At 55.9% G+C, this 21,177-nt stretch carries 20 protein-coding genes; 12 read left to right on the top strand and 8 right to left on the bottom strand.

Features of this window, described 5'->3' with window-relative positions; translation table 11 throughout:
• The first annotated feature begins 27 nt into the window (after positions 1-27).
• Positions 28-882 (top strand): LysR substrate-binding domain-containing protein, encoded by an 855-nt coding sequence (locus ASC74_RS14135; protein ID WP_056741925.1) that lies wholly within the window; start codon positions 28-30, stop codon positions 880-882.
• 418 nt (positions 883-1,300) lie between these two features.
• Here the strand turns inward: ASC74_RS14135 and ASC74_RS14130 are convergent, their stop codons facing one another.
• Entirely contained in the window at positions 1,301-1,573 is a 273-nt protein-coding gene (locus tag ASC74_RS14130) for a hypothetical protein (protein ID WP_046056783.1), read from the bottom strand.
• A 1,165-nt stretch (positions 1,574-2,738) separates the two neighbouring features.
• Between ASC74_RS14130 and ASC74_RS14125 the strand changes: the two genes are divergently transcribed.
• The 6 genes from ASC74_RS14125 to ASC74_RS14095 all read left to right on the top strand — a co-directional run bounded on the left by ASC74_RS14125 (position 2,739) and on the right by ASC74_RS14095 (position 9,491).
• Entirely contained in the window at positions 2,739-3,284 is a 546-nt protein-coding gene (locus ASC74_RS14125) for an NMCC_0638 family (lipo)protein (RefSeq protein ID WP_056741924.1), read from the top strand.
• 109 nt (positions 3,285-3,393) lie between these two features.
• Entirely contained in the window at positions 3,394-3,771 is a 378-nt protein-coding gene (locus tag ASC74_RS32150) for a hypothetical protein (RefSeq protein ID WP_236713293.1), read from the top strand.
• 438 nt (positions 3,772-4,209) lie between these two features.
• Entirely contained in the window at positions 4,210-4,887 is a 678-nt protein-coding gene (locus ASC74_RS14115; RefSeq protein ID WP_156400822.1) for a hypothetical protein, read from the top strand.
• An 869-nt stretch (positions 4,888-5,756) separates the two neighbouring features.
• Positions 5,757-7,127: a hypothetical protein gene (locus ASC74_RS14105; RefSeq protein WP_236713292.1), complete on the top strand. Its 1,371-nt coding sequence runs from the start codon at positions 5,757-5,759 to the stop codon at positions 7,125-7,127.
• 165 nt (positions 7,128-7,292) lie between these two features.
• Positions 7,293-7,955, top strand: a complete 663-nt coding sequence (locus ASC74_RS14100; protein WP_056741920.1) for a hypothetical protein — start codon at positions 7,293-7,295, stop codon at positions 7,953-7,955.
• Positions 7,956-8,132: 177 nt separating this feature from the next.
• The gene (locus ASC74_RS14095; protein WP_046046668.1) at positions 8,133-9,491 is read left to right on the top strand and encodes an MATE family efflux transporter; all 1,359 of its coding nucleotides are present in this window, start codon (positions 8,133-8,135) and stop codon (positions 9,489-9,491) included.
• Positions 9,492-9,541: 50 nt separating this feature from the next.
• Here ASC74_RS14095 and ASC74_RS14090 read toward each other — a convergent pair whose 3' ends face one another.
• From ASC74_RS14090 to ASC74_RS14070, 5 genes are all read right to left on the bottom strand, one after another.
• Positions 9,542-10,243, bottom strand: coding sequence for a VIT1/CCC1 transporter family protein (locus ASC74_RS14090; RefSeq protein ID WP_056741919.1), 702 nt, complete (start codon positions 10,241-10,243; stop codon positions 9,542-9,544).
• 31 nt (positions 10,244-10,274) lie between these two features.
• The gene (locus ASC74_RS14085) at positions 10,275-11,252 is read right to left on the bottom strand and encodes an FAD:protein FMN transferase (protein ID WP_236713291.1); all 978 of its coding nucleotides are present in this window, start codon (positions 11,250-11,252) and stop codon (positions 10,275-10,277) included.
• Positions 11,236-13,416: a PepSY domain-containing protein gene (locus ASC74_RS14080; RefSeq protein WP_056741918.1), complete on the bottom strand. Its 2,181-nt coding sequence runs from the start codon at positions 13,414-13,416 to the stop codon at positions 11,236-11,238. The genes ASC74_RS14085 and ASC74_RS14080 overlap by 17 nt, the downstream gene beginning before the upstream one ends.
• Positions 13,417-13,441: 25 nt before the next feature.
• Positions 13,442-13,912, bottom strand: a complete 471-nt coding sequence (locus ASC74_RS14075; RefSeq protein WP_056741917.1) for a DUF2271 domain-containing protein — start codon at positions 13,910-13,912, stop codon at positions 13,442-13,444.
• A gap of 91 nt (positions 13,913-14,003) precedes the next feature.
• Complete coding sequence (locus ASC74_RS14070) at positions 14,004-14,327, bottom strand: PepSY domain-containing protein (protein WP_033060166.1); 324 nt, start codon at positions 14,325-14,327, stop codon at positions 14,004-14,006.
• Between the two features lie 132 nt (positions 14,328-14,459).
• Between ASC74_RS14070 and ASC74_RS14065 the strand changes: the two genes are divergently transcribed.
• From ASC74_RS14065 to ASC74_RS14050, 4 genes are all read left to right on the top strand, one after another.
• Entirely contained in the window at positions 14,460-15,119 is a 660-nt protein-coding gene (locus tag ASC74_RS14065; RefSeq protein ID WP_046046664.1) for a response regulator transcription factor, read from the top strand.
• Positions 15,116-16,459: a sensor histidine kinase gene (locus tag ASC74_RS14060; RefSeq protein ID WP_056741916.1), complete on the top strand. Its 1,344-nt coding sequence runs from the start codon at positions 15,116-15,118 to the stop codon at positions 16,457-16,459. The genes ASC74_RS14065 and ASC74_RS14060 overlap by 4 nt, the downstream gene beginning before the upstream one ends.
• A gap of 597 nt (positions 16,460-17,056) precedes the next feature.
• A complete protein-coding gene (locus ASC74_RS14055) occupies positions 17,057-17,704 on the top strand; it encodes a hypothetical protein (protein WP_082555821.1) in 648 nt (215 codons plus the stop codon).
• 209 nt (positions 17,705-17,913) lie between these two features.
• On the top strand, positions 17,914-18,609 hold the full coding sequence (locus tag ASC74_RS14050) for a phosphoribosyltransferase (protein WP_056741915.1): 696 nt from the start codon (positions 17,914-17,916) through the stop codon (positions 18,607-18,609).
• A gap of 228 nt (positions 18,610-18,837) precedes the next feature.
• Here ASC74_RS14050 and ASC74_RS14045 read toward each other — a convergent pair whose 3' ends face one another.
• A complete protein-coding gene (locus tag ASC74_RS14045) occupies positions 18,838-19,383 on the bottom strand; it encodes a cupin domain-containing protein (protein WP_056741914.1) in 546 nt (181 codons plus the stop codon).
• Positions 19,384-19,564: 181 nt separating this feature from the next.
• Positions 19,565-20,320: an SDR family oxidoreductase gene (locus ASC74_RS14040; protein ID WP_056741913.1), complete on the bottom strand. Its 756-nt coding sequence runs from the start codon at positions 20,318-20,320 to the stop codon at positions 19,565-19,567.
• 207 nt (positions 20,321-20,527) lie between these two features.
• Between ASC74_RS14040 and ASC74_RS14035 the strand changes: the two genes are divergently transcribed.
• The gene (locus ASC74_RS14035; protein WP_056741912.1) at positions 20,528-21,097 is read left to right on the top strand and encodes a YceI family protein; all 570 of its coding nucleotides are present in this window, start codon (positions 20,528-20,530) and stop codon (positions 21,095-21,097) included.
• Positions 21,098-21,177: the final 80 nt, after the last annotated feature.

Below are 21,177 nucleotides of genomic sequence, written 5' to 3'. Positions count from 1 at the left end.
CACACTCAATTGATCACGTATAAAACTATGTTCGATGTTCTGCTGCTCAAGACATTTGTCACCGTCGTCGATGAAGACGGCTTCAGCCGTGCAGCCCAGAAGCTGCACCTCACTCAGTCTGCGGTCAGTGGCCATGTGCGGCGATTGGAAGAACAGATTGGTAAGCCCCTGTTGACGCGCACCACCCGTTCCCAGCAACTGACGGCCGATGGCGAGCGCCTAGTCTCTTATGCGCGCACGATCCTCGCGCTGAACCGTGATGCCTGGACAGACCTGACACGCACGCCGTTTCACGGGCGGCTGCGGATCGGGGTGTCCGAAGATTTTGTCGAGTCTCGATTACTGCGCACTGTTCAGGAATTCGCGGCGCAGTACCCCGGGATGAAGATCGAGGTGCAGGTGAACATTCCGGGCACGTTACTGGCGCTGATGAAGCAAGGGCATCTGGAAGTGGTCATCGGTTCACTGTGCGAAACCAGCGAAGCGGGGCTGTTGCTATGGCAAGAACCACTGGTATGGGCCTGGTCGGCGCAACCCGTCGCCCGGTTACCCACGCCGTTGCCGCTGGCCCTGTTCCCCGAGCCGTGCCCTTATCGCGAAGCTGCGCTGACAAGGCTGGCGCAGGCGGGGATCGCCCAACGCACGGCGATGTTGTGCAGCAGCACTGCCGGATTGCGGGCGGCGGCCCTGGCAGGCTTCGCGGTAGCGCCCATGCCACTCAGTCAGTTGGGGCAAGGATTGGCGGTTATTGGGGCAGAACAAGGGTTGCCGGATTTGCCGGATGCGCAATGTCGACTGTTCACCTCGCCTGACGCGGATCAGGCGATTGTGGCTGCGGTCACTCAGCTGATTGTGGAGTATTGCTCTAAGCGCAGGGCTTGATTGTCATTTCAAGGGCTTGCTTGAACGGCTTGGGTACGCGGTCTTTGCCTTCCTGAAGGGAAGGTCGGCCGTCTGTTGGATGCTGGTAAACCACTTTGATCATGGACACAAAAAACGGGCGCCTTGATGGCGCCCGTTTTCATTTCATCCAACGCCCTGGCCGACCGCACATAGCGGTTTCTACCGTATGAAAGTCTTCACATTTTATTTCACATACTGACTTGATGAAGAGGCGCTAATTTACTGGCCTCCAGAGGTTTTGTAGGCTCCTAAAACAAGAATCATCTTCACATTTTATTTCACATATTTTTTGTGAAATTACTTCGGTCAATGGGCTCATAAAAGGATCCGTCAGCCGCGTTTATGCACATACCGCAATTGCAGAAAAACGGGCGCCCATTGAGGCGCCCGTTTTTACTTACTCCTTCACCTGCGCTCGCAAGCGTCGACCGATCACGTCCATCAAGTCACAGCCGTCGCGTAACGGAATGACTAACAGCTGAGAAAAGTCTTTCAACACCACCGTGTCGCAACCGAGTTCGGCGCGGTAGGCGATGTTTTCCAGCACCTGCGTGACCGTGCGGATGCGGTAATCGGCCATGGCTTGCAGGACGTCGAGTGGGGCTTGGGTGTCGATGAGCAGGGAAGCCGGGATCAGGTCGATTCCGGTGAGGGGCATGTATCTTTCCATAGGGGAGATCTCATTCAGTTTGTTGAGACCGCCAACAGATCGTCGCCAAACGATAGGGTGGCAGTTGCGCGCAGGTTGGCGAACCGGGAATGAGAAACCGGCAGACCCGAAGGTCTCCCGCGCGCAACCGCCATAGTACAGCGGTTTTGCGGCTGCGACGACGCCTGCAAATGAGCAGACGGCCCTCGCACTCATATCTCGGGTCGCCAAACCCGAAATCGCCATTTTTGGCGACGAGAGGGACTATAGGCCTCATCAGAACGGCGGGAAAGGTGAGGGATTCCGAGGTTTGTGTAGGAATTTTTATGGTAGTCCTAGGACCGCTATGCCCCTTCCGTGAGCGACTGCTATCGGTCCAGGCTGTGTAAAAACGCATCCATCATTTTTAGGTCTGCGTCGCTACGTGAAATCTGCCGGCGTTCTGGTCAGTCAAACACCTGAAATTTCCCTAGGGTCGTGTTATTTGACCCGATTCAGCTCCGTTTTTACACAGCCTCGGCCAGAAGCGGACGTCCGTCAAGCCGGGAGAACGCAGCTTTAAGTAAATAACTACATTTGTTGCTGGCAAACTCGCTACTCAATTGTCTCGCGACGAAGGCTCTTGTATGGAGTGTCAAGGTGACTGGAAGCTGTAATTTGCAGGCTTAACCCAACAATAGCGTTGGGTCTCGTTAACCGTGCGACATGAACAATGGCTTCTACTGCTTCAGGATCAGAGACGTTGTAAACATTCAAATGTACAGGGCTATTTTTGAAGGTACCTCCTTCTCCCAGTACCATTTCCTTATAGTTGCAATCCTCAATACTGCTACAAAACCCTCTGCTGATTAGGACATCCATAATTGGCCGAGAGTAGACACCTGTTTGCCCGTAATTATGCTCCAGACCACACCCCATGAGAGATGCTGCAAGAACCAGTACAAAGGAAAGAGCAGATTTCATAAAGGTCTTGATGCCTCGAAAAATTTGGTTTGGTCAGCCATTTCAACGCTCAGAGAGTCTATCAATCGGCCGATGATGGCAAACCGAAACCGGTCAGAACCACCCGCTAGATTTTGAATATCGAACCATCCTGTTCCCTATATGCTTACGGCAGCAAATGATTTAGATGGCAACTCCTTGAAATCCTGCTTAGCTTGATCGTGATATATCCAGGGAGGTTTGCATGTCCAGATTTTTCGCCACGTTACTCATGATGACTCTAGGTACGAATGCTTGCCTTGCCAGCGAAGGTGATGACCAAGCCAACTCGTTCGCCAAAATTTACGCATCGCTTTGCATGAATAACCTTCCAAATCTGGAAGCACTCCGAGAAAAACTGAGGCCAATCCCTAGCCTTCCTCCCGAGAAGGCGGCGCTATTTCTGGCAGGTGGTCCTGGCGATGCTTGGTCAGTTCCAGACAAGTACGGAATGTTTGTGTTAGCTCTTCCTAGCGGCAAAAATTTTTGCGCCGTGCATGTCCGCAGGGCAAGTACTGAGACCGCTATAAAGCTGTTCACTGGAATGGTCGCAAATCCACCCCCTCCGTTTACCTCAACACTGGTAAAAAACGAGCAAACGCAATCACCCGCAAATGGGCAAATTCAAACTCTTTCCTACGAATGGTCAGTTCCAAGCGCGACACGAAAAATGTTGTTTACCCTCACGACCGCCACATCTGAATCCGCACAACTTCAAGTGCTTGGTTCGGCAGCAATTATCAGCCAATAGAATCAACCCCCGCGTTTAATGGGGTGCGCAGCAGCGACAGGCAGCAGCCGGCCGATACTGTTGAAAAAGTCCGGCTTGGTTTCCATGGCAGAAAAGTACGCGCCTGAGATTGAAATCCTTGCTTTCAGCAGAGGCTTTGGGACTCGGATTTTACGTAGCTGCGTGTAAAAGAGGTGTTCTCACCCATCATATTCAAGCATTTTTGGCAAACCGACTGTTTTCAACAGAATCGGCCAAAAACAGTCATTCGGGTATGCCGATGAAAACCTATAAGCGACACGAGGATCAAATGGACTTCATCTCAGACGTCGTAATCAACCTGTTGGCTCATCGCATTGGCGTCTACGTACTGGGCTTGCTGAGTGGCGGCCGTTTCAAGGGAGAACGTGGTTTTGCCTGGGGCTGGGCAGTCGCCGTCGGCGGCTTGATACTGCTCTCTCCTTTCGCGACTTTCATAGCTTGGTTCATCCATACCAGTGGCCCGTAAACTGATGTCTGCTATGGGTTATGGATTCAACCGGTCGACGCAACAAATTGGCCCAGGCTGTGTAAAAACGCATCCATCGTTTTTAGGTCTGCGTCGCTACGTGAAATCTGCCGGCGTTCTGGTCAGTCAAACACCTGAAATTTCCCTAGGGTCGTGTTATTTGACCCGATTCAGCTCCAGCCTCGGCCAGAAGCGGCCGATCGGGCGTCCGTTTTTTTCCAAAATATAAGATTTTCGGGGGCTCCTTAAAAATACTCAACGGTTGTCATAATCAGTGATTTAGAGAATTTACTTATCATCAGATGGATTGCCGGCTCCTTCGATTTCCTCATTTAAGTTTGTATAAGACTACCGAGGTTTCGTCCGAGAAATACCACCAGCGATGCTTGTGGCTGTGAACTTTTGATAGCGAGGATAGGTACTGGTGTGGGAGCGATAGTGAAAACAGGCGTCCAGATTGGAGTGGGTATATTAGCTGTGCTCGCTTCTGTAATGGCTAGCGGAGATGCCCCTTCTGTATGTGGAACCTTGGCCGGAAAAGAATATTCAGTATCTAGAACGTATCTGTTTTTTTGGCCCGAGAGAGAGGGCGACTCCTGGAGCGGCACTACACCGAAAATCACAAAGTGCTCGGACCCCGTCAAGTCGCTTGTGCTGGAGGCCTACTGGCCCGATATGGCCCCCGCAGGTCAACTCAATGTCTACAACGATAACGACACGCGTCATATTGCTGTGGGGGTTAGCACGTTGGAATTAGGGGGCAAGTCCAATGATCTGAATCTTGACGTGCTGCTCAAATATCTTCTGAGAAAGGCCAACCCTCAGGATGTGGAGGCTTACCCTGACAGGTTCGGTCTATCCTTCTATACGGGGCCAGATCCTTCTTTTGCTCAACTACATACTGAGCTTTACTGGAAGATCGATAATAGCGGAAAAATTGAGCTTTTAGTTCAGTGTGTTTACAGGACGAAAACAACAGGCGCACTCTGCAATTTAACAACTGGAGCGGAGCAGGAAGGTGCACTTATTACACTCAGATTTAACTATCTATATCTTCCCTCATGGAATGACGTGCTGAAAAAATCGGTTGAACTCTTGGGGCAAATCTATCGCTAGCAGCCTGGACGTCGTGCTATATGGCTACTTATTACCAACTAGTGCCTTTCGCGAACGACAGTTTTGGGTCGTTTTCTGCCCTTCGCGACGGGCAGAAATCGGCCAGAAGCAGACATTTCAGGTAAGGATTAGAGGCAGACGAGACCGCACCCGGCTTTCAACATGAAGATGGCAAACAATATTCCTACGTTCGCCAATAAGCCAAAAAACTCAAACATCAAGCTACGTATAAAATGCCAGTTGGCGGTCTCTGCTCGTCTTCGATCACACCAACAGACTACTGCTGCAGCCATCCACACACCGGGGTAACTACACACATACCAAAACCACGTTAACGCTTCTGGATTAGGTTGAGAGTGAAGCCAAAGGTAGAAGAGCACCAAGTAGACAGCGGACACCACCATCCCGCCTATCTTGGCAGGCGCCGATCCACCCATTGCTTGCATCAGGCCAAGTGTGAGCAGCCCAGGTCCTGAGTACCACAAGAACCTTCCCAACGTGCCCGCGTGACTAAGGTCTGCCAAATAAACGCCCAACGCCAAGAAAAAAAATGTGCTGACAAAAAATGTCTTTTGCCAATTGCCGACACTTAAGCCAAATCGCATACATGCCCTCCTGGCGTGGATTTTTCGAAGCATCCTCTAGCGTTTGTATCATATTGGGCCAACCAGGGCTCACCGTGCATGCCCGGCCGAAGCATCCTTGAGGAACGATGTCCGATTTGGGTCGTTTTCAGTCCTTCGCGACAGGCTGAAATCGGCCATAGGCGGAAGCTTCTGATCGCCTGCTTTCGACCAATAGGCTGCCCTTCGTCGAGTGCAATGTCATAATGCCGCCCATGGACGATGACCGACCCGTGGAGGGAATGAGTGACTAATTTCGTATTTTCACGTAGAGCAATGCAAGCTCGCATCAATGACCTTGCGAAAACCCTTAGCCCCACTCAGCTCACGGCAATCATCAACAGACTAAACGCTACGGACGCCACCCGACTTCATGTAATGTGGGAGTTAGTAATATTGCATGGGCTCTCCCAGGCGGGACACCTCAAGCACGAGCAGGCGTTGCCAAATGGACGTTGCCCTGACATCCGCTGGACGATAAATAAGCAAGACGGCGGCGCACTAACGATCATCGGTGATATCACCACAATATCAGATGATGGGCTTGATGCTCAGAACCCCCTAAAATATATCAGTGAAGAAATTTTCCGAATTGCATCTAAGTTTGGATTGCGCCCCGGAAATTTTTGGATAGATGTACGTGGAGAAACCACAGGGCCGCGCCATAGAAGCAAAATGCGCCTGATGCTACCTGAAAAATCTGATATGAGTAGCTTCATCAAAACAGAGCTTGAACCATGGTTTTATAGCATCAGAGAAGCCCCCACAATAAAATCCAGATTTGATCGTACCGAAAACAACACCAACCTTAAAATCATCTACGATCCGAATTGGGAGAATGGTGGTGGCAGCCATACTAGCTACACTGTAGCCACATCAAAAAGTATCAACCCTTTATTTAGTGCGCTCAAAGGGAAAGTTAAGCAGCTAAATGGCGCGCCAGATGACTCTCTTCGTATTATCATCGCCTGTGATGGCGGTTGCGATTTAATTAGAAGCGGAAATCGAGGAAAATCACATTATACCTATAGCGCGCGAGAAGTCGCAGAAGACTTTCTTCGTCAGAATAGTAGTATTGATGCTGTGCTGTTAGTTACCGTAGATGAGCCGCATCCTCCATTTGGTAGTCCACCAGAATATCAGATGAGCTACGAGCTAATCTGTGCTCCTCTTTTGGCTCGCTCTCACCGAGCCACGAATGAATCAATCGAATCATTGACCGCAGCGTTGCATGTCGCGTTACCAAACTTACCGAGGCCATTACGTCCCGCCTATCATTCTGCTTCGCTGCTGAAAACACCAGGCGTTGGATACGATCAACTAGGAAGATATTCTATGCAAGGCAATAAGATCACAATCTCATCTAGAGGGCTGCTTCGACTTCTCGCAGGGGAGATATCTACTGAAGAGTTCATTCGAGCGCACGGATGGGACGAACCTACGAACCACGCGAACCCATTTGCCAGTAATCTCAAAAATGGATTTATGATCAGCAACCTTGACGTAACTGGTGATATGGACTCCGATGACGATAAGATCACTATTACAATAGATAAATTTGACGTAACCGCAGCTCCTTTCATTTTTCCGAGCAAAGACAAAACGGGCAATATATAACGGTCAAACTTTATCGAGCGGGGCTCACTCCAGCAAACTCAAATGTGGGCGCATTTTTGTCGTCAGGCGAGTGACCACTTCTGGCCGATTTCTGCCTGTCGCGAAGGCTGAAAACGGCCATGAGCCGACCCCCAGAGTAAAAGTCAACTTACGGATTTAATAGCTATGGATCTTTTTGATGGTGTGCCACCCGTTGATGCTTTAAGGATTTTACAAAACATAACTAACGAAGATTTTCAGAAGGGCACAAAGTCGCAGGGGTTGTCTAGAGTGCGAGTAGAGTTACTGCTCGAAGTAATAAAGAGTAAAAAGAAAGTTGAGTTCTATCTCGGGGTTGACATACAGCGATTTGCTTTGAAGTGCTTGCTTCCGGATTTCTATGCAGGTCTGTCCTTGGGTAATCACATTTATTCAACCTCTGAGCTTTATGACTATGACCCTCCTAAAAATGGTCAAAATACTATTAAGCATGGGCTCAGCTTCAGAGAAGTTGTAAGCTACTCATCCCAGTTTGGAACTTTGCTAGTTCCATGCCCCGATAATAATAATGGGACAAGATGTGTGATATTTTCAGATCTGGATGCTGGAGTTGATGGAGAGAATTTAGAACTTCCTATTTTGGGCATGACTGGAAAAATATATACCATGTCTATTGCCCAGCACAGCTCAGGAAAGTTTAGATTTATTTCTTCTAGAATATTGAGTAAAAATAGCTATAAGGAAATTATGGCGCGTGCCTTCAAGAACATATATCAAGATGATCCTGCCGCGAAGGATGCCTTTGTAAAGCGCTGCATTGAAATCGTTGAGCAACATTTATTTAAATGAAGTAAATCACCGCTGATTCACCTGATTCACCTGATTCACCTGATACGTCGAAAGGCCGCTTTTGGCTGTGGATTCAACCGGTCGATGCAACACAAACCTGCAAAATCGAATCGGGTAGTGCCCAGCCCCCTAGCGTAGAATTTCCAAAACACGAGCCCACCCCGAGACGGACCCTCAATGCAAACCCCCGCCACCCAACACCCCCTCTGGAAAACCTATCTCCTTTTCCTGGCCCCCATGGTCCTCTCCAATTTCCTCCAATCCATGTCGGGCACCATCAACAGTATCTACATCGGCCAAATGCTCGGCACCCAAGCCCTGGCTGCCGTGTCCGGCATGTTCCCCATCGTCTTCTTCTTCATCGCCCTGGTCATCGGCCTCGGCGCGGGTGCCGGCGTGCTCATCGGCCAAGCCTGGGGCGCGCGTGAGCCGCATCTGGTGAAAACCATCGCCGGCACAACCTTGCTGTTAGGCGCAATGATCGGCCTGACAGCGGCAGTACTCGGCAGCGTGTTCGCAAGGCCAGCCCTTGAGGGCTTGGGCACACCGGCCGACGTTATCGACGACGCCGTGTCCTACGCCCACGTGATGATGTGGATCATGCCGTCGCTCCTGGTCTACGTGCTCTTCACCCAACTGCTGCGCGGGGTGAGCGATACGGTGTCGCCGCTGATTGCGTTGGTGGTGTCGACGTGTATCGGGTTGGCGCTGACGCCGGCGTTGATTCGGGGTTGGTTCGGGTTGCCGATGATGGGGATTCAGAGTGCGGCGTATGCGGGGTTGGCGGGTAATTTGTCGGCGATGGGGTGGCTGGCGTGGCGGTTGATTCGCAAGGGGCATCCGTTGGCGCCGGATCGGGAGATGTTTGCGGCGATGCGGCTGGATCTGGTGATTCTCGGCAAGGTGTTGCGCATCGGGTTGCCGACCGGGTTGCAGATGGTGGTGTTGTCGGTGTCGGAGCTGGTGATTCTGGCGCTGGTGAATCAGCACGGTTCGCAGGCGACGGCGGCGTATGGCGCGGTGACGCAGATCGTCAATTATGTGCAGTTTCCGGCGCTGTCGATTGCGATCACGGCGTCGATTCTCGGGGCTCAGGCGATTGGGGCAGGGCGGCTTGAGCGCATGGGGCCGATTTTGCGCACGGGGCTGTTGATCAACGTGTGCCTGACCGGTGGCTTGGTGGTGTTGGGTTATCTGTTGTCGCACTGGTTGCTGGGGTTGTTCCTCACGGATGATTCCACCCGGGCGAAGGCGGAGCATCTGTTGCACATCATGCTGTGGAGTCTGTTGGTGTTCGGCTTCCAGGCGATTGTCGGCGGCATCATGCGCGCCAGCGGCTCGGTGCTGGTGCCGATGGCGATTTCGATTTTTTGTGTGGTCGGGGTGCAGTTGCCGGTGGCGTATGTGCTGGACGGGCACTTCGGGTTGCAAGGGGTGTGGATGGCGTTTCCGGTGGCGTATCTGGGGATGCTGGTGTTGCAGACGGCGTATTACAAAATGGTCTGGCAGCATCAGAAGATCGAGCGGTTGGTGTAGGGGGGTGAAGCAGGTGTAAACCTATTCCAGGACTAGATAGGACGCCCCCGCTAGACCACTGCGCCAAACACGTGCCCCACCAGTGCCGTAATCCCCATGGCCAGAGCCCCCCAGAATGTCACGCGCCAGGCGCCGGTCAGGACCTTGGCCCCGCCTGCCTTGGCGGCAATGGCGCCCAATGATCCTAAAAACACCAGCGACATGGCCGATATCCAAGGCCCGACGCTGTGCTGCGGCGCGAAAAAAGTCACGGCCAAAGGCAACGCGGCACCCACCACGAAACTGGCGGCGGAGGCCAGGGCGGCCTGCAAGGGTTTGGCGGTGAGGGTGGCGCTGATGCCCAACTCGTCCCGGGCGTGAGAGCCCAATGCGTCATGGGCCATCAATTGATCGGCCACTTGATGCGCCAGTTCGGGTGATACGCCGCGATGCATGTAGATGTTGGCGAGTTCGATGTGTTCGGCTTTCGGGTCGCTTGCCAGTTCTGCCCGTTCGCGGGACAGATCGGCCAGCTCGGTATCGGCCTGGGAGTGCACGGAAATGTACTCGCCTGCGGCCATGGACATGGCGCCGGCCATCAGCCCCGCCATACCGGTGACCAGCAACGTGGCGTGGCTGGCGTTGGCGGCCGCGACACCGATCAGCAGACTGGCGGTAGAGACAATCCCGTCGTTGGCGCCCAGGACGGCGGCGCGCAGCCAGCCGATACGATCGCTTCGGTGTGCCTCGGTGTGCCTGTGCATGAACTTCATTGTTTAACGGGACTCACTGTCATTAGCCGGTTCACATCGGACGGGTTTCAATCTGCGCCTGCAACTGGCCGCCGACAATGGATATTTCTTTGAACTGTTCACCCTCGCGCAGTACGAACAACGCGTCCATCCCGCGCTCCTGAGCCAGACGTGGGCCCTCGGTTTCGCCCAAGACCATCAGCGCCGTGGCCCAGGCATCGGCGAGCATGCACGAGGCCGCCACCACGGTGACGGCGGCGAGCGGGTTGCACAGCGGTGCGCCGGTGGCCGGGTTCATGGTATGAGCATAGGACTGACCGGCCACATCGACCCAGTGTCGATAGTCCCCGGAGGTCGCGATTGCGGCATCGCTAAGTTCCATCACGCCCATGACTTCACGCACGCCCCGGTTGGGCTTTTCCAGGGCCACGGCCCAGCACTGGCCGTCAGGTTTGATGCCCCGGGCGCGCATCTCGCCATCGATGCCGACCAGGTAGCAAGTAATGCCCAAACCCTCCAGGCAACGCGCCAGTTCATCAACACCAAAACCTTTGGCGATGCCACTCAAATCAAGGTTCAGCGGTACGCGCTTGCGCACCTGATTGCGTTGCGGGTCAACCACCAACGCGGCGCTGGCTAACAGCCGGGCGCGGGGCGCAATCGTGCCGATCGCCTGCTCTGTGACTGTTTGCTCCCCTGGGCCGAACCCCCAGGCGTTAACCAGATCACCGACAGCGATGTCGAAGGCGCCGCCGGATTGCTGACTGACGCGCAATGCAGCAGACAGTACCGTCGCCAGTTCCTTGGGCACGGACAGCCATTCCTGCTCTGGGGCGGCGTTGAGGTGGTTGAGGTCCGAGTCGGGTTTCCAGGTGGACATTTGCTGGTCCACCCGGGCCACGGCGCGCGCCAGGCGATGGCCAACTTCGTCGGTATCGATCCCGGCCCCGGCATAAAACAGGGCGGTGTAGCGGGTGCCCATGGTTTCGCCGTTCAGGCTATAGCGCTGCAACTCAGTAGACGTCTTCACGGTAGCGTCCTTGTGCTTTGAGGGTCAGCACACTCAGGTTGAGAGGCGCCAACACTTCATCGAGGGCCTGCATCACGCCTTTGGCCATTTCGCGGCTGCCACACACCAGCACCTGAGCACCTTTTTCAATCAGCCGGCGCAAGGCCAGGGCATCGCCGATCAGCCGGTCTTGCACGTAGCTGCGGTCCTGAACCTGAGAGAAGGCGGCGCGCAATGCCGTGAGGCGTCGGTCCGACAAGTATTGGTTGAGCTCCGGTTCATAGAGGAAATCCGAGGCCGGGTTGCGCCCGCCCCAATACAAGTGCATCGGGTGTCGGGCCGTGTTGTTGCGAATAAAACCGGCCAGAGGACCGATGCCGGTACCGGCGCCGATCAGGATCACCGGGTGTGTGCCCGATGCCGGACGAAATTGCGGGTTGGGCTGGATAAAAGCTTCGATCTGCGCGCCGATGGTCAGGCCATGAAGGAATTGCGAGCACATGCCACCGTTGTGTTTACGCACACAGATCTCCAGCACGCCGTCCTGCGAACCGCTGGCCAGCGAGTAGAAACGTGGAATCGGGCTGCCCGGTGGCACAATCCCGACCAGGTCACCGGCCAGAAAGCCTGGCAGTTCGCCGGGTGCTTTGAAGCGCAGTACGTGGGTCGGCGCATTCACCTGTTCGCCATAGGCAATCCGCTCTGTCAGCTCCAATTGATGCGTACGCGGCTGCTGCGGGGTATGAACCAACGTCAGGTCCTGCCCCAGTACTTCGCCCAACGCGAGGCCCCAGCGCGCAAATTCCTGAGAGGACTGGCGGTTGACGGTTTCCAGCCCCAGTAACGGCGAGCCACCGGCCTGTAACATCGCGTCCTGCACCTGATGGGCGTACTGACAGAACTGCGCAAACTGGCGGTCGCCCAAGCCCAGCACAGCAAAGGGCAGGCCGGGCTTGAGGCCGGTTTTGACCAGCCGCGCCAGGAACTGCGAAGCCGAGGCCGGCGCATCGCCGTCACCGTGGGTCGCGGTGAGGATGAACACCCGTTGGGCACTGCGGTAATCGCCCCTCCATTCATTCATCGCCGCGCTATGCACCTGATGGCCACTCTGGTGCAAGGCTTCATGCAAGGTGTTGGCAAAGCCCCAGGTGCTGTTGTTTTCACTGCCCACCAGAATCACGCTGTCGGCGGAGTGGGCAGGGCTGTTGTGGCGAATGTTCGGGCCAGCCTTGCGGCGGCGCCACCACAACAGGATGCCGGTCACGCTCATCAACGGCACGCAGAGGGCGCAGAGCCCCAGCGGCAGGCCCAGCCACCAGAGGCCTTCGCCGGTGTGCAGTTGATAGATCCATTCGTAGAGGTTGTGCATCGAGTCGTGGGCTTGATAGGACAACAAGGTGCCGCTGGCCTGATCCACGTAGCCGTCGCCCTGGACCGTGCGCAGGGAAAACACATCGTGCGGGTTGCCGGGGCTCGGGAAGACCAGCTCGCGCAGGTCATTCAAGTCGGTGGCCTGCAAGACTTGCAGGTTCGCCACCGGCAAGGCCGGACCGGCGCTGATGTGGGCGGGGAAGGCGGGTTCACGTTGACTGCCGTCGGCGATAAAACCAAAGGTGGTGGCGGACATGTAGAGCCCGCTCAATGCCGACAGCAGCAGCCCGAGCAATGCCAGTCGCCCGACTTCAGCATGCCAGCGCTGGCTGAAGGTGCCCCGCAATGGCCGCAGCAGGTTGCGCCAGCCACCCAGGCGCCGGGCCAGCAATAGCGCGCCGGACACCGACAGCATCAGCATGAACAGCGCGCCGACACCCGACACCCCATGGCCCGGCGTGCCAAGGAACAGCGAGCGGTGCAGGTCTTTCACCCAACGTGAGAACGCGGAGGGTTCGTAAGGTGCGAGGCTTTGGCCGGTCAGTGGGTCGACCTTTTCAGCCCCGGCCTGACCGTTCTGGTTGTAGTAGACGATCACCGTGCCGGACGCTGTGCGCTGGATCTGCTCCACGCCCGGGAAGTGGCTGGCAACGCGCCCGGCCAGTTGGCCGACGTTGAGTTGCCCGGCCATGGTGGCGGTGCTGTGCAAGCGTTCCAGGGCCGGGTCGACAGACAGGAGCGCGCCGCTGATGGCCAACAGCATGACCAACAGGGCGGCGATCAGGCCAGGTAGGGAATGGAACTGGCGAAGCATGTTCAGCCTCCAGAAATGGCGGGTGCTACAGATCGTAAGTAAAGGACTCGACGTAGGCACTGCCGGTCGCCGGCTTGCCTGCGCCCTTGGACGTCAGGGGCACGCTGACATCGGCGCGGGCGTCACGTTTGTCCTCGACGGCGCTGTCAATGCGGATCTGATACCCGGCATCGATCAGGGTGTCTGCCAGTTCGACGCTGACTTTGAGCGTGCGCCCACTGCCGACACTGGCGCCGCTGACCCCGTCAAACTCGCTCTGGCTCATTGCGCTGCCACGGGCCCAATCGCCCAGGTGCTTGTAGTATTTGGCCTTCTTGCCGGCCACCCAGAGGGTTTTCTGATATTGGCCATTGGCGTCGGTGACGTAGATCGCCAGGTAGGCATCATTGCCGCTGTAGTCCTTGAGCTGTGTGGTCAAGGTCACTTCACGGGCCTGGGCCAACCCCGGCAGGGCAATGGCGCCGGCGAGGCAGGTTGCTGCGATGATCTTTTTCATGGAAGTGTCCTTTTGATCGTTAGGTCGAGAGCCTGGACCTGCTTGCTGACAGCAACCTGAAGGCAGGAAAAACGCGTCGACAGTTGGGGCGTCATTCGGTGAGCGGGCTGCCGAGGTAATCCCTGGCATCGCCGTCGTCCCGGAAATGGATCTCGAGTGTGTGCAGGCGCAGCGATGCCGGCGAATAGCTGGCTTCGATGGCATTGCCTTTGCGGTCCAACCCCTTGAGCTCGTAACAACCGTCGTCGACCTTGATGCGCTGTACGCTCCAGCCGTATTGCCGCTCTACCTGCTGACGCAAGGTTTCGCGCGGTTGCCAGTCGCTCACCGGGTCGCTGCAGTCGTCATCGGCCAGGGCGTAACCGCTGAGCAGCAGGCTCAACAGCGCGGCATTGGCAATAAAGCCTGATTTCATGATCTGTCTCCTGCCGAGGTCGGCGTCTGTGGCATACCCTAAAGTGCATTCCTGACAATCAGCTGAATCTTCAGATTCACGTCAGGTAAGGCGATTAAGGTGCTGCACGACAACCATCACAGGAGGTGCCAGATGCGGGTTTTATTGGTCGAGGACGCACCAGGCTTGGGGGAGGCGGTGCGCGAACAGATCGCCGATGACGGTCACGCAGTCGATTGGGTGCAGCGTCTGGACCATGCGCGCAACAGCGTGCGCACCACGCCTTACGACCTGATCCTGCTGGACCTGATGCTCCCGGACGGTCGCGGGCTGGATTTTTTGCGTCAGCAACGCTCGGCAGGGGACGTGACCCCGGTGATTATCCTGACTGCCCAGGATCAGATTTCCGAACGCATCGCTGGCCTCAACGCGGGCGCCGACGACTACCTGGTCAAACCGTTCGACCTGTTTGAGCTCTCGGCCCGTGTGGCGGCGGTGGCTCGGCGCTATAGCGGCAACCCCAATCCGCAGATCAGGCTCGGTGATTTGCAGGTCGACATGAGTGCCCGTACGGTGCAGCGGGCCGGTGCGACGGTGGACCTCACGGCGCGGGAGTGGGCGCTGTTCGAGGCGTTTGTGCAGCGCCCCAGCGCGCTACTGTCCAAGTCGCAGCTTGAAGAACGGCTGTATGCCTTCGGCGCCGAAATCGAGAGCAATACCATCGAGGTCTATATCAGCCGTCTGCGTAAAAAACTCGGGCGCGACCTGATTGAAACCGTGCGCGGCATGGGCTACCGGTTGATGTCCGCATGAAGCCGTCATCAAGCCTGCAAAAACGTCTCGGCCTGGGATTAACGTTGGGCACGACCTTACTTTGGCTGGCGGCGACCGTCGGCGCCTGGCTGGTGGTGCAACATGAATTGAACGAGGCGTTCGACAGTGCGCTGGAAGAGACCGCGCAGCGCATCCTGCCCCTGGCCGTGCTGGAAATCAGCAACCGGGAAAAACCTCGTGAGGCACAACATGTCGCCACCCTCAAAATGCACAAGGAATACCTGACCTATCTGGTGCGCGATGCCAAGGGCGAGATCCTGATGCAGTCCCACGACGCCAATCCGAAGATCTTCAATCAACAACCGGCCGAAGGCTTTTCAACCACTAAAAAATACCGTCTGTACGGCGCCAGTGCGCTGCGTGAGACGGTGTTCATCGAAATCGCCGAACCTCTTGAGCATCGCCGTGAAGCCGCGCGGGAAGCTTTGCTTGCCTTGTTGTTGCCGTTATTGGCGTTGATTCCCATCAGCCTGTTTGGCACCTGGATGTTTGTGCGCATCAGCCTGCGCAGTGTATTGGCCTATCGTCGTGCCGTGGAGGCTCGCGGCGTGGGTGATCTGTCGCCGATCAACGTGGCGCGATTGCCGGCGGAAATCGCCCCACTGGCCGAGGCGGTCAATCATCTGCTGGAGCGCTTGCGCAAGGCCTTGGAGACCGAGCGCAGCTTTACTGCCAACAGCGCCCATGAACTGCGCACGCCACTGGCCGCGACGCTGGCGCAGATCCAGCGTTTGCGTCACGAAGCGCCCGAAGGCCCGTTGCGGTTACGGGCGGCTAAAATCGAAAACTCGTTGCGCGAGCTGACGCGGCTCTCGGAAAAACTCATGCAGTTGGCCAAGGCCGAGGGGGGTGGATTGTTGTCCGAAACGCCCCAGGACCTCATTCCGTTGCTGGCCCATGTGGTCGATGAGTGGAACCACAGCAGTGGGCACCGGATCGAGTTGCACCTGCCAACCCAGACGAGTGTGTACTCGACGATTGATCCGGACGCCTTCGCAATCCTGTTGCGCAACCTGATCGAGAATGCGCTCAAGTATGGCGCCACGGATCAACCGGTCGAAGTCAGCCTCACCGACCAAGCGCTCCTACGGGTGGTCAATGGTGGCCCGACGGTGCCCGAGCCGGTGTTGCAGCGCCTTACCGAGCGCTTTGTGCGGGGTAACAGTGAAACCAGCGGCTCAGGGTTGGGGTTGGCGATCGCCAAAACCATTGTTCAGGGCGTCAACGCGAAAATACGGCTGGTATCGCCGGCGACCGGTCGAACGGAGGGATTCGAAGTCTGCGTCTGGTTTGCGCTCGCGTTGACTGTCGAAGGCTGAGGGCGATGCCAGATATCACCGTTAACTTGCTGTCCGGACTCTTGATGAAGTTAGTGTGTTTTTCAAAGCGAAAAGTATGACTATTCTAGTGGGTGTGTCAGTCCTGAATGAGGGCGGTCGCTATTGAATTTGTTGTGAGCGTGGTCACAACTAATGGATCCAATAAGCACTGTTTTAAGCGTATGTAATTCAACAGGCCAGTTACCATGGGGGTTTCGGGGAAGTGCACGAGTTACTGCGGCGCGAATGTCTTTCACAATAACCGCCGTTTGTCGGTGGGCTGCTCAAAAAATGAACATTCCAGAATCTCGGGCCTCTGATCCTGCAGCACGTCACCCAAGACCTGCTCCTGCAGCCGCAGAAAAAAAGTGGAAAATTAACCTCATGTGCATTGAATGCTAATGGGGATTTTTTTACCTGAAATTCAGGAGGTAATAAATAAGCCGGTCATTGATTTGCCAGGTGAATCAATGGGCTAAGCAGTGCCAGGTCTATGAGTTGGCATATCTTATAAAAGTAAGATCGTGCGGGGCTTCGAAGAGTTGAATGCCCTGTTAAATATCGATCTGTACTATCGAATAAGGTGGAGAAAGTACCGTGGCGATAAATACAATTATGAGCCTGCTCGAAAATAAAGAATGTATGGAGTTTTTGCGGTTGGGCGTTATTTACGTTCATTTAGTGTCGTGTTGTGTGGCCATTGGTTTGGTATTGACCAGTGATATCGCGATGGTTAGAGACTTGTTTAAACGAAAAACATTCACTGAGCATGATAATGCTCACATGGAAAGTCTTCAGAAGTCTGTCGTCGCAGCATTGATAGCGTTGTGGGTGACGGGTGCCGCTATCATCGGTATTGATTACCTGGAAAAAGGTATGAATTACTTTATGAATCCTAAGCTTCACGCCAAAGTGATTATTGTCGTGTTGCTGAGTTACAACGGCCTCTTGTTGCATCGCCTGGTATTGCCCGCGCTGCAAAAGGCCGGCTCGTTGCTCAATCTTGGCTTCAGCGCACGGATGCTGGCGCTGTTCTGCGGCTCGCTGTCGGCCGTGTCCTGGATGTATGCGGCCATGCTGGGGGTCGGGCGCCCGTTGGCCTGGAAATACTCCCTTTCCGAACTGTTGATGGCGTATCCGGTACTGATTGCACTGGGTTTCCTGACGATGCTGGTGTTGACTCAGCGTTTGAAACGACAGGACTCCGTCGTTATTTCTCCACGGACAGTAGCGAGCGCATGCTAGGCCGATTCCGCGTGTAAGCCTTGCTTAGCCCTGAAATAGGTTTACAGCTGTTTCACCCTAACGCCCGATGCACCGCATCGGGCGTTTTGTATTTTAAGGACAGGCGCGTGCGTCATCGCTGAGCTTGATGTCAGCCACCGTCAGACCGACAATTCTGAGTGACCGTGTGATGCGAACCGACAGGCGTGATCGCCTGAGGAGGTTTTCAAATGAGTCCCTCATCGCCCACCATCCTGCAGGACCGAGCCGCGGCCGGTCGACGTCTGGTGGAGCCGTTACTCCAATACGCGCATCGCCCCGATGTCATCGTCCTCGCCTTGCCTCGTGGCGGTGTTCCGGTGGCCTATGAAGTGGCCGCTGCACTGGACGTTCGTCTGGACCTGATGCTGGTCCGCAAGCTGGGCGTCCCATCTCATCAAGAGTTCGCCATGGGTGCCATCGCCAGCGGCGGAATCAAAGTCCTCAATGAACATGCGCTGCGGGTTCACCCGATTGACCCGGTCACGTTCGATGACGTCGTCGCACGGGAAACCCGGGAGCTGCTACGCCGCGAGCAGGTTTACCGGGGAACGCGCGCGCCTGTGCAACTCAAGGATCAGGTGGTGATCCTGATCGACGACGGCCTGGCGACAGGCGCCTCGATGATGGCGGCGATCCACGCGGTGCGTGTGCACGCGCCGTCACGCATCGTCGTCGCTGTGCCGGTGGCGCCGATTGAGACGGCGGAGGCGCTGCGCAGCGAAGTGGATGAGCTGATATGCCCGATCATTCCCGACTGGATGATGTCGATCAGCCGTTGGTACATGGACTTTACCCAGACCTCGGATGCCGAGGTCATCCAGCTGTTGCAGCGGGCGTGGCAGCGAGAGTCCAGCGCCGCGCAGCAGCGCTCCGGTCATCGTTGACAAAGATCAGAGCCCTCACTGGATAACGCGTTGCCCGGCGTGCTCAAGGTGCCGGGGCTTTACCACGGTGACGCAGGACGACTAAGACAACAGTCTGATTTCAGCGATCAAATGATCGACACCCGTAAGCATGAACTCGATCGTTGTTTCGTCGACGATATAGGTGATCTGTTCCTTTCTTCCATACTGATGCTGCACGAAATCAAGGAAGGAACATGCACCTGTGGCCTACGAATAGCGTCGCGGTGACACCCCGATCATCACAAACAGTGCCCGGGCAATCCGCTCACTTTTGTTGCGCCACGCGTGTCGCGTGCCATTTTGAATAACTATGTCGCCGGCCTTTACCAGACGGCTCTGACCGTTATCCAGCTCCAGCCACATCTCACCTTCCAGAATGATTCCGTAATCAATGGTGGCGGTGGTGTGCATGCCCGGATGGTCCGGCTCGAAGCTTTCGATCAAGCCCGGCAGTGCAGCGCTCAACTCGCCAAAGGCCTGGACGCCATCGACAAGGTTCTGCATGACGGTGTCGGGTGGGAAATCAAATATGGCGATGCTGGTGCCGCCCTGAGGAGGAATCAGCGACGCGTGATCAAGCGTCGGGTCGCGCTGTTTTTCGAGGAGTGTCGGCTGGGCGGGAGTCGTCCACAACTGTGCCATCGCGTGCCCCGGGATTGAGGCAAAGGACTGGGCTCTTGGGGCAAAGTCATCTGAAACGAACACGGAATTACCCTGTTCGTCGTGGCCGGTGACGATTCTTCTTATTTTCATAGGGATTACTCAACGGGCAGTCAAAGAGGCAGCGAGGGGCGGTTGAGCCGCTCCGCTCACTGAGTTTAGTCAAGGACAGATGACGTAGTTGCTGAAACCGCCATGGCTTGACCTTGTCCGGTGGTGAACCAGGGCGGGTTCAGTTTCGCTGAACCCGCTGATCATCATTGCCAATAGCGACTCAAGACGGATGCGCGATCTCTAGCCAATCTTCAAACCGGGTCGCTCCGACAATGGGGTTATCGCCGGGCGTGAGGGACTTGTCATTGATCGGGGCGCCGAAGTAAGGAACCGTGTCGTCCGAAACAGCCTCGCGCGGGTCCTTGGTATGTTTCAGGTACTCACTCACGAACTCGACAATGGGGCGGCGATCCGACCCGGCCACTTCCACGGTCTGATTGATCGGCGCTTTTTGAGCGATAGCCGTCAGTGCGGCCGCGACATCGACCGAGGCCACCGGTTGCAACGCGGCGGACGATAAATGGATGGTGTTGCCGTCCTCGCGACCGGAGTAAGCAATGGCACCAATGAACTCGAAGAACTGCGTGGCCCGCAGGATGGTGTAGGGAACGCCCGACGCCTTGATAAGTTTTTCCTGGGCCATTTTGGCCCGGAAATAACCACTGTCGAGCATCCGTTCGGTGCCGACGACTGACAGGGCGACATGGTGTTTGGTGCCGGCGACCTTCTCGGCAGCGAACAGGTTATGCCCGGCGGTCTCAAAGAAATGCAACGCCGCGTGATCCTCGAATGAGGGGGAGTTGGCCACGTCGACCACCACGTCGGCGCCCTTGAGCGCGTCCGCCAGGCCCTCGCCGGTGATGACGTTGATGCCGGTACTCGGTGATGCTGAGATGACTTCATGCCCCAGATCCTGGAGGTTCTTGCAGACTTTGCTGCCGATCAGCCCGCTTCCTCCCATGACGACGAATTTCATGACCAGTCTCCCGATGCGGTGAATTGGGACAGTCATTAAACACCCGGACGGCGGCCCTATCAGGGCGGGCATTTGCGTGGGCCGACAGGTGGTCGGAAGTCTGAGCGGCAGGTGGAATTAGCGGCGTTTATTTGCTTTAGTCCACCTATCGCTGGCATACCTGTACGGCGCCTTAGCTCATGACGGGAGCCCCGACCGGAGAATTCCATGAAACACCGATTACCGACCTGCGCGGTGCTGGTGGCCGCCCTTGCATTCGGCGCGTTGCCTTGTGTCCAGGCGGTCGAGTACACGCAGGTCAATGAAACCGCCAGCACGATCTCCTTCACCTATAAACAGTTCTCCTCGCAGGTATACGGCACGTTCGGCAAGTTCGAGGCCAGGCTTGATTTCGACACGGCAAAACCATCAGCAGGCCGGGCCGCGCTGACTATCCAGCTCGACAGCATCGATGCCGGAAGCAGCGACGCCAACAGCGAACTGAAAAAACCAGCCTGGTTCGACACGGCAACGTATCCAGTGGCGACGTTTGAATCGACCGGCGTGAAGGTACTGGCCCACAATCGTTACTCGATCACCGGCAAACTCACGCTCAGGGGGATCACGCACGTAGTGGAGGTACCGGTCCTATTGAAGAGCGAGAACGCCATTGGGATTTTCGATGGTCAGCTGACGCTCAAGCGCAGCGACTTCAAAATCGGTGAAGGTGAATGGGCCGACGGTGTCGTCTCGGACAAGATCAATATCCGGTTTCGGATGGTTGCGCCGGAGCAGTAACCGATCCCCCCTTTAGTGCGCCGCTATCGGCACCGTAACGGCCTGCTCGAATGCCGCGCGCCCAGCTTATCGCTGGCGTC

The organism is Pseudomonas sp. Root329 (assembly GCF_001424925.1).
In the GTDB taxonomy this organism is placed as follows: domain Bacteria; phylum Pseudomonadota; class Gammaproteobacteria; order Pseudomonadales; family Pseudomonadaceae; genus Aquipseudomonas; species Aquipseudomonas arabinosi.
This window is presented reverse-complemented; position numbering and strand designations above follow the sequence as displayed.

What these genes read in the sequence shown, in the direction of transcription:
- ASC74_RS14135 (WP_056741925.1), top strand. Translation starts at nt 28, where the DNA reads ATGTTCGATGTTCTGCTGCTCAAGACATTTGTCACCGTCGTCGATGAA.
- ASC74_RS14130 (WP_046056783.1), bottom strand. Translation starts at nt 1,573, where the DNA reads ATGGAAAGATACATGCCCCTCACCGGAATCGACCTGATCCCGGCTTCC.
- ASC74_RS14125 (WP_056741924.1), top strand. Translation starts at nt 2,739, where the DNA reads ATGTCCAGATTTTTCGCCACGTTACTCATGATGACTCTAGGTACGAAT.
- ASC74_RS14100 (WP_056741920.1), top strand. Translation starts at nt 7,293, where the DNA reads ATGGATCTTTTTGATGGTGTGCCACCCGTTGATGCTTTAAGGATTTTA.
- ASC74_RS14095 (WP_046046668.1), top strand. Translation starts at nt 8,133, where the DNA reads ATGCAAACCCCCGCCACCCAACACCCCCTCTGGAAAACCTATCTCCTT.
- ASC74_RS14090 (WP_056741919.1), bottom strand. Translation starts at nt 10,243, where the DNA reads ATGAAGTTCATGCACAGGCACACCGAGGCACACCGAAGCGATCGTATC.
- ASC74_RS14080 (WP_056741918.1), bottom strand. Translation starts at nt 13,416, where the DNA reads ATGCTTCGCCAGTTCCATTCCCTACCTGGCCTGATCGCCGCCCTGTTG.
- ASC74_RS14075 (WP_056741917.1), bottom strand. Translation starts at nt 13,912, where the DNA reads ATGAAAAAGATCATCGCAGCAACCTGCCTCGCCGGCGCCATTGCCCTG.
- ASC74_RS14070 (WP_033060166.1), bottom strand. Translation starts at nt 14,327, where the DNA reads ATGAAATCAGGCTTTATTGCCAATGCCGCGCTGTTGAGCCTGCTGCTC.
- ASC74_RS14065 (WP_046046664.1), top strand. Translation starts at nt 14,460, where the DNA reads ATGCGGGTTTTATTGGTCGAGGACGCACCAGGCTTGGGGGAGGCGGTG.
- ASC74_RS14060 (WP_056741916.1), top strand. Translation starts at nt 15,116, where the DNA reads ATGAAGCCGTCATCAAGCCTGCAAAAACGTCTCGGCCTGGGATTAACG.
- ASC74_RS14050 (WP_056741915.1), top strand. Translation starts at nt 17,914, where the DNA reads ATGAGTCCCTCATCGCCCACCATCCTGCAGGACCGAGCCGCGGCCGGT.
- ASC74_RS14045 (WP_056741914.1), bottom strand. Translation starts at nt 19,383, where the DNA reads ATGAAAATAAGAAGAATCGTCACCGGCCACGACGAACAGGGTAATTCC.
- ASC74_RS14040 (WP_056741913.1), bottom strand. Translation starts at nt 20,320, where the DNA reads ATGAAATTCGTCGTCATGGGAGGAAGCGGGCTGATCGGCAGCAAAGTC.
- ASC74_RS14035 (WP_056741912.1), top strand. Translation starts at nt 20,528, where the DNA reads ATGAAACACCGATTACCGACCTGCGCGGTGCTGGTGGCCGCCCTTGCA.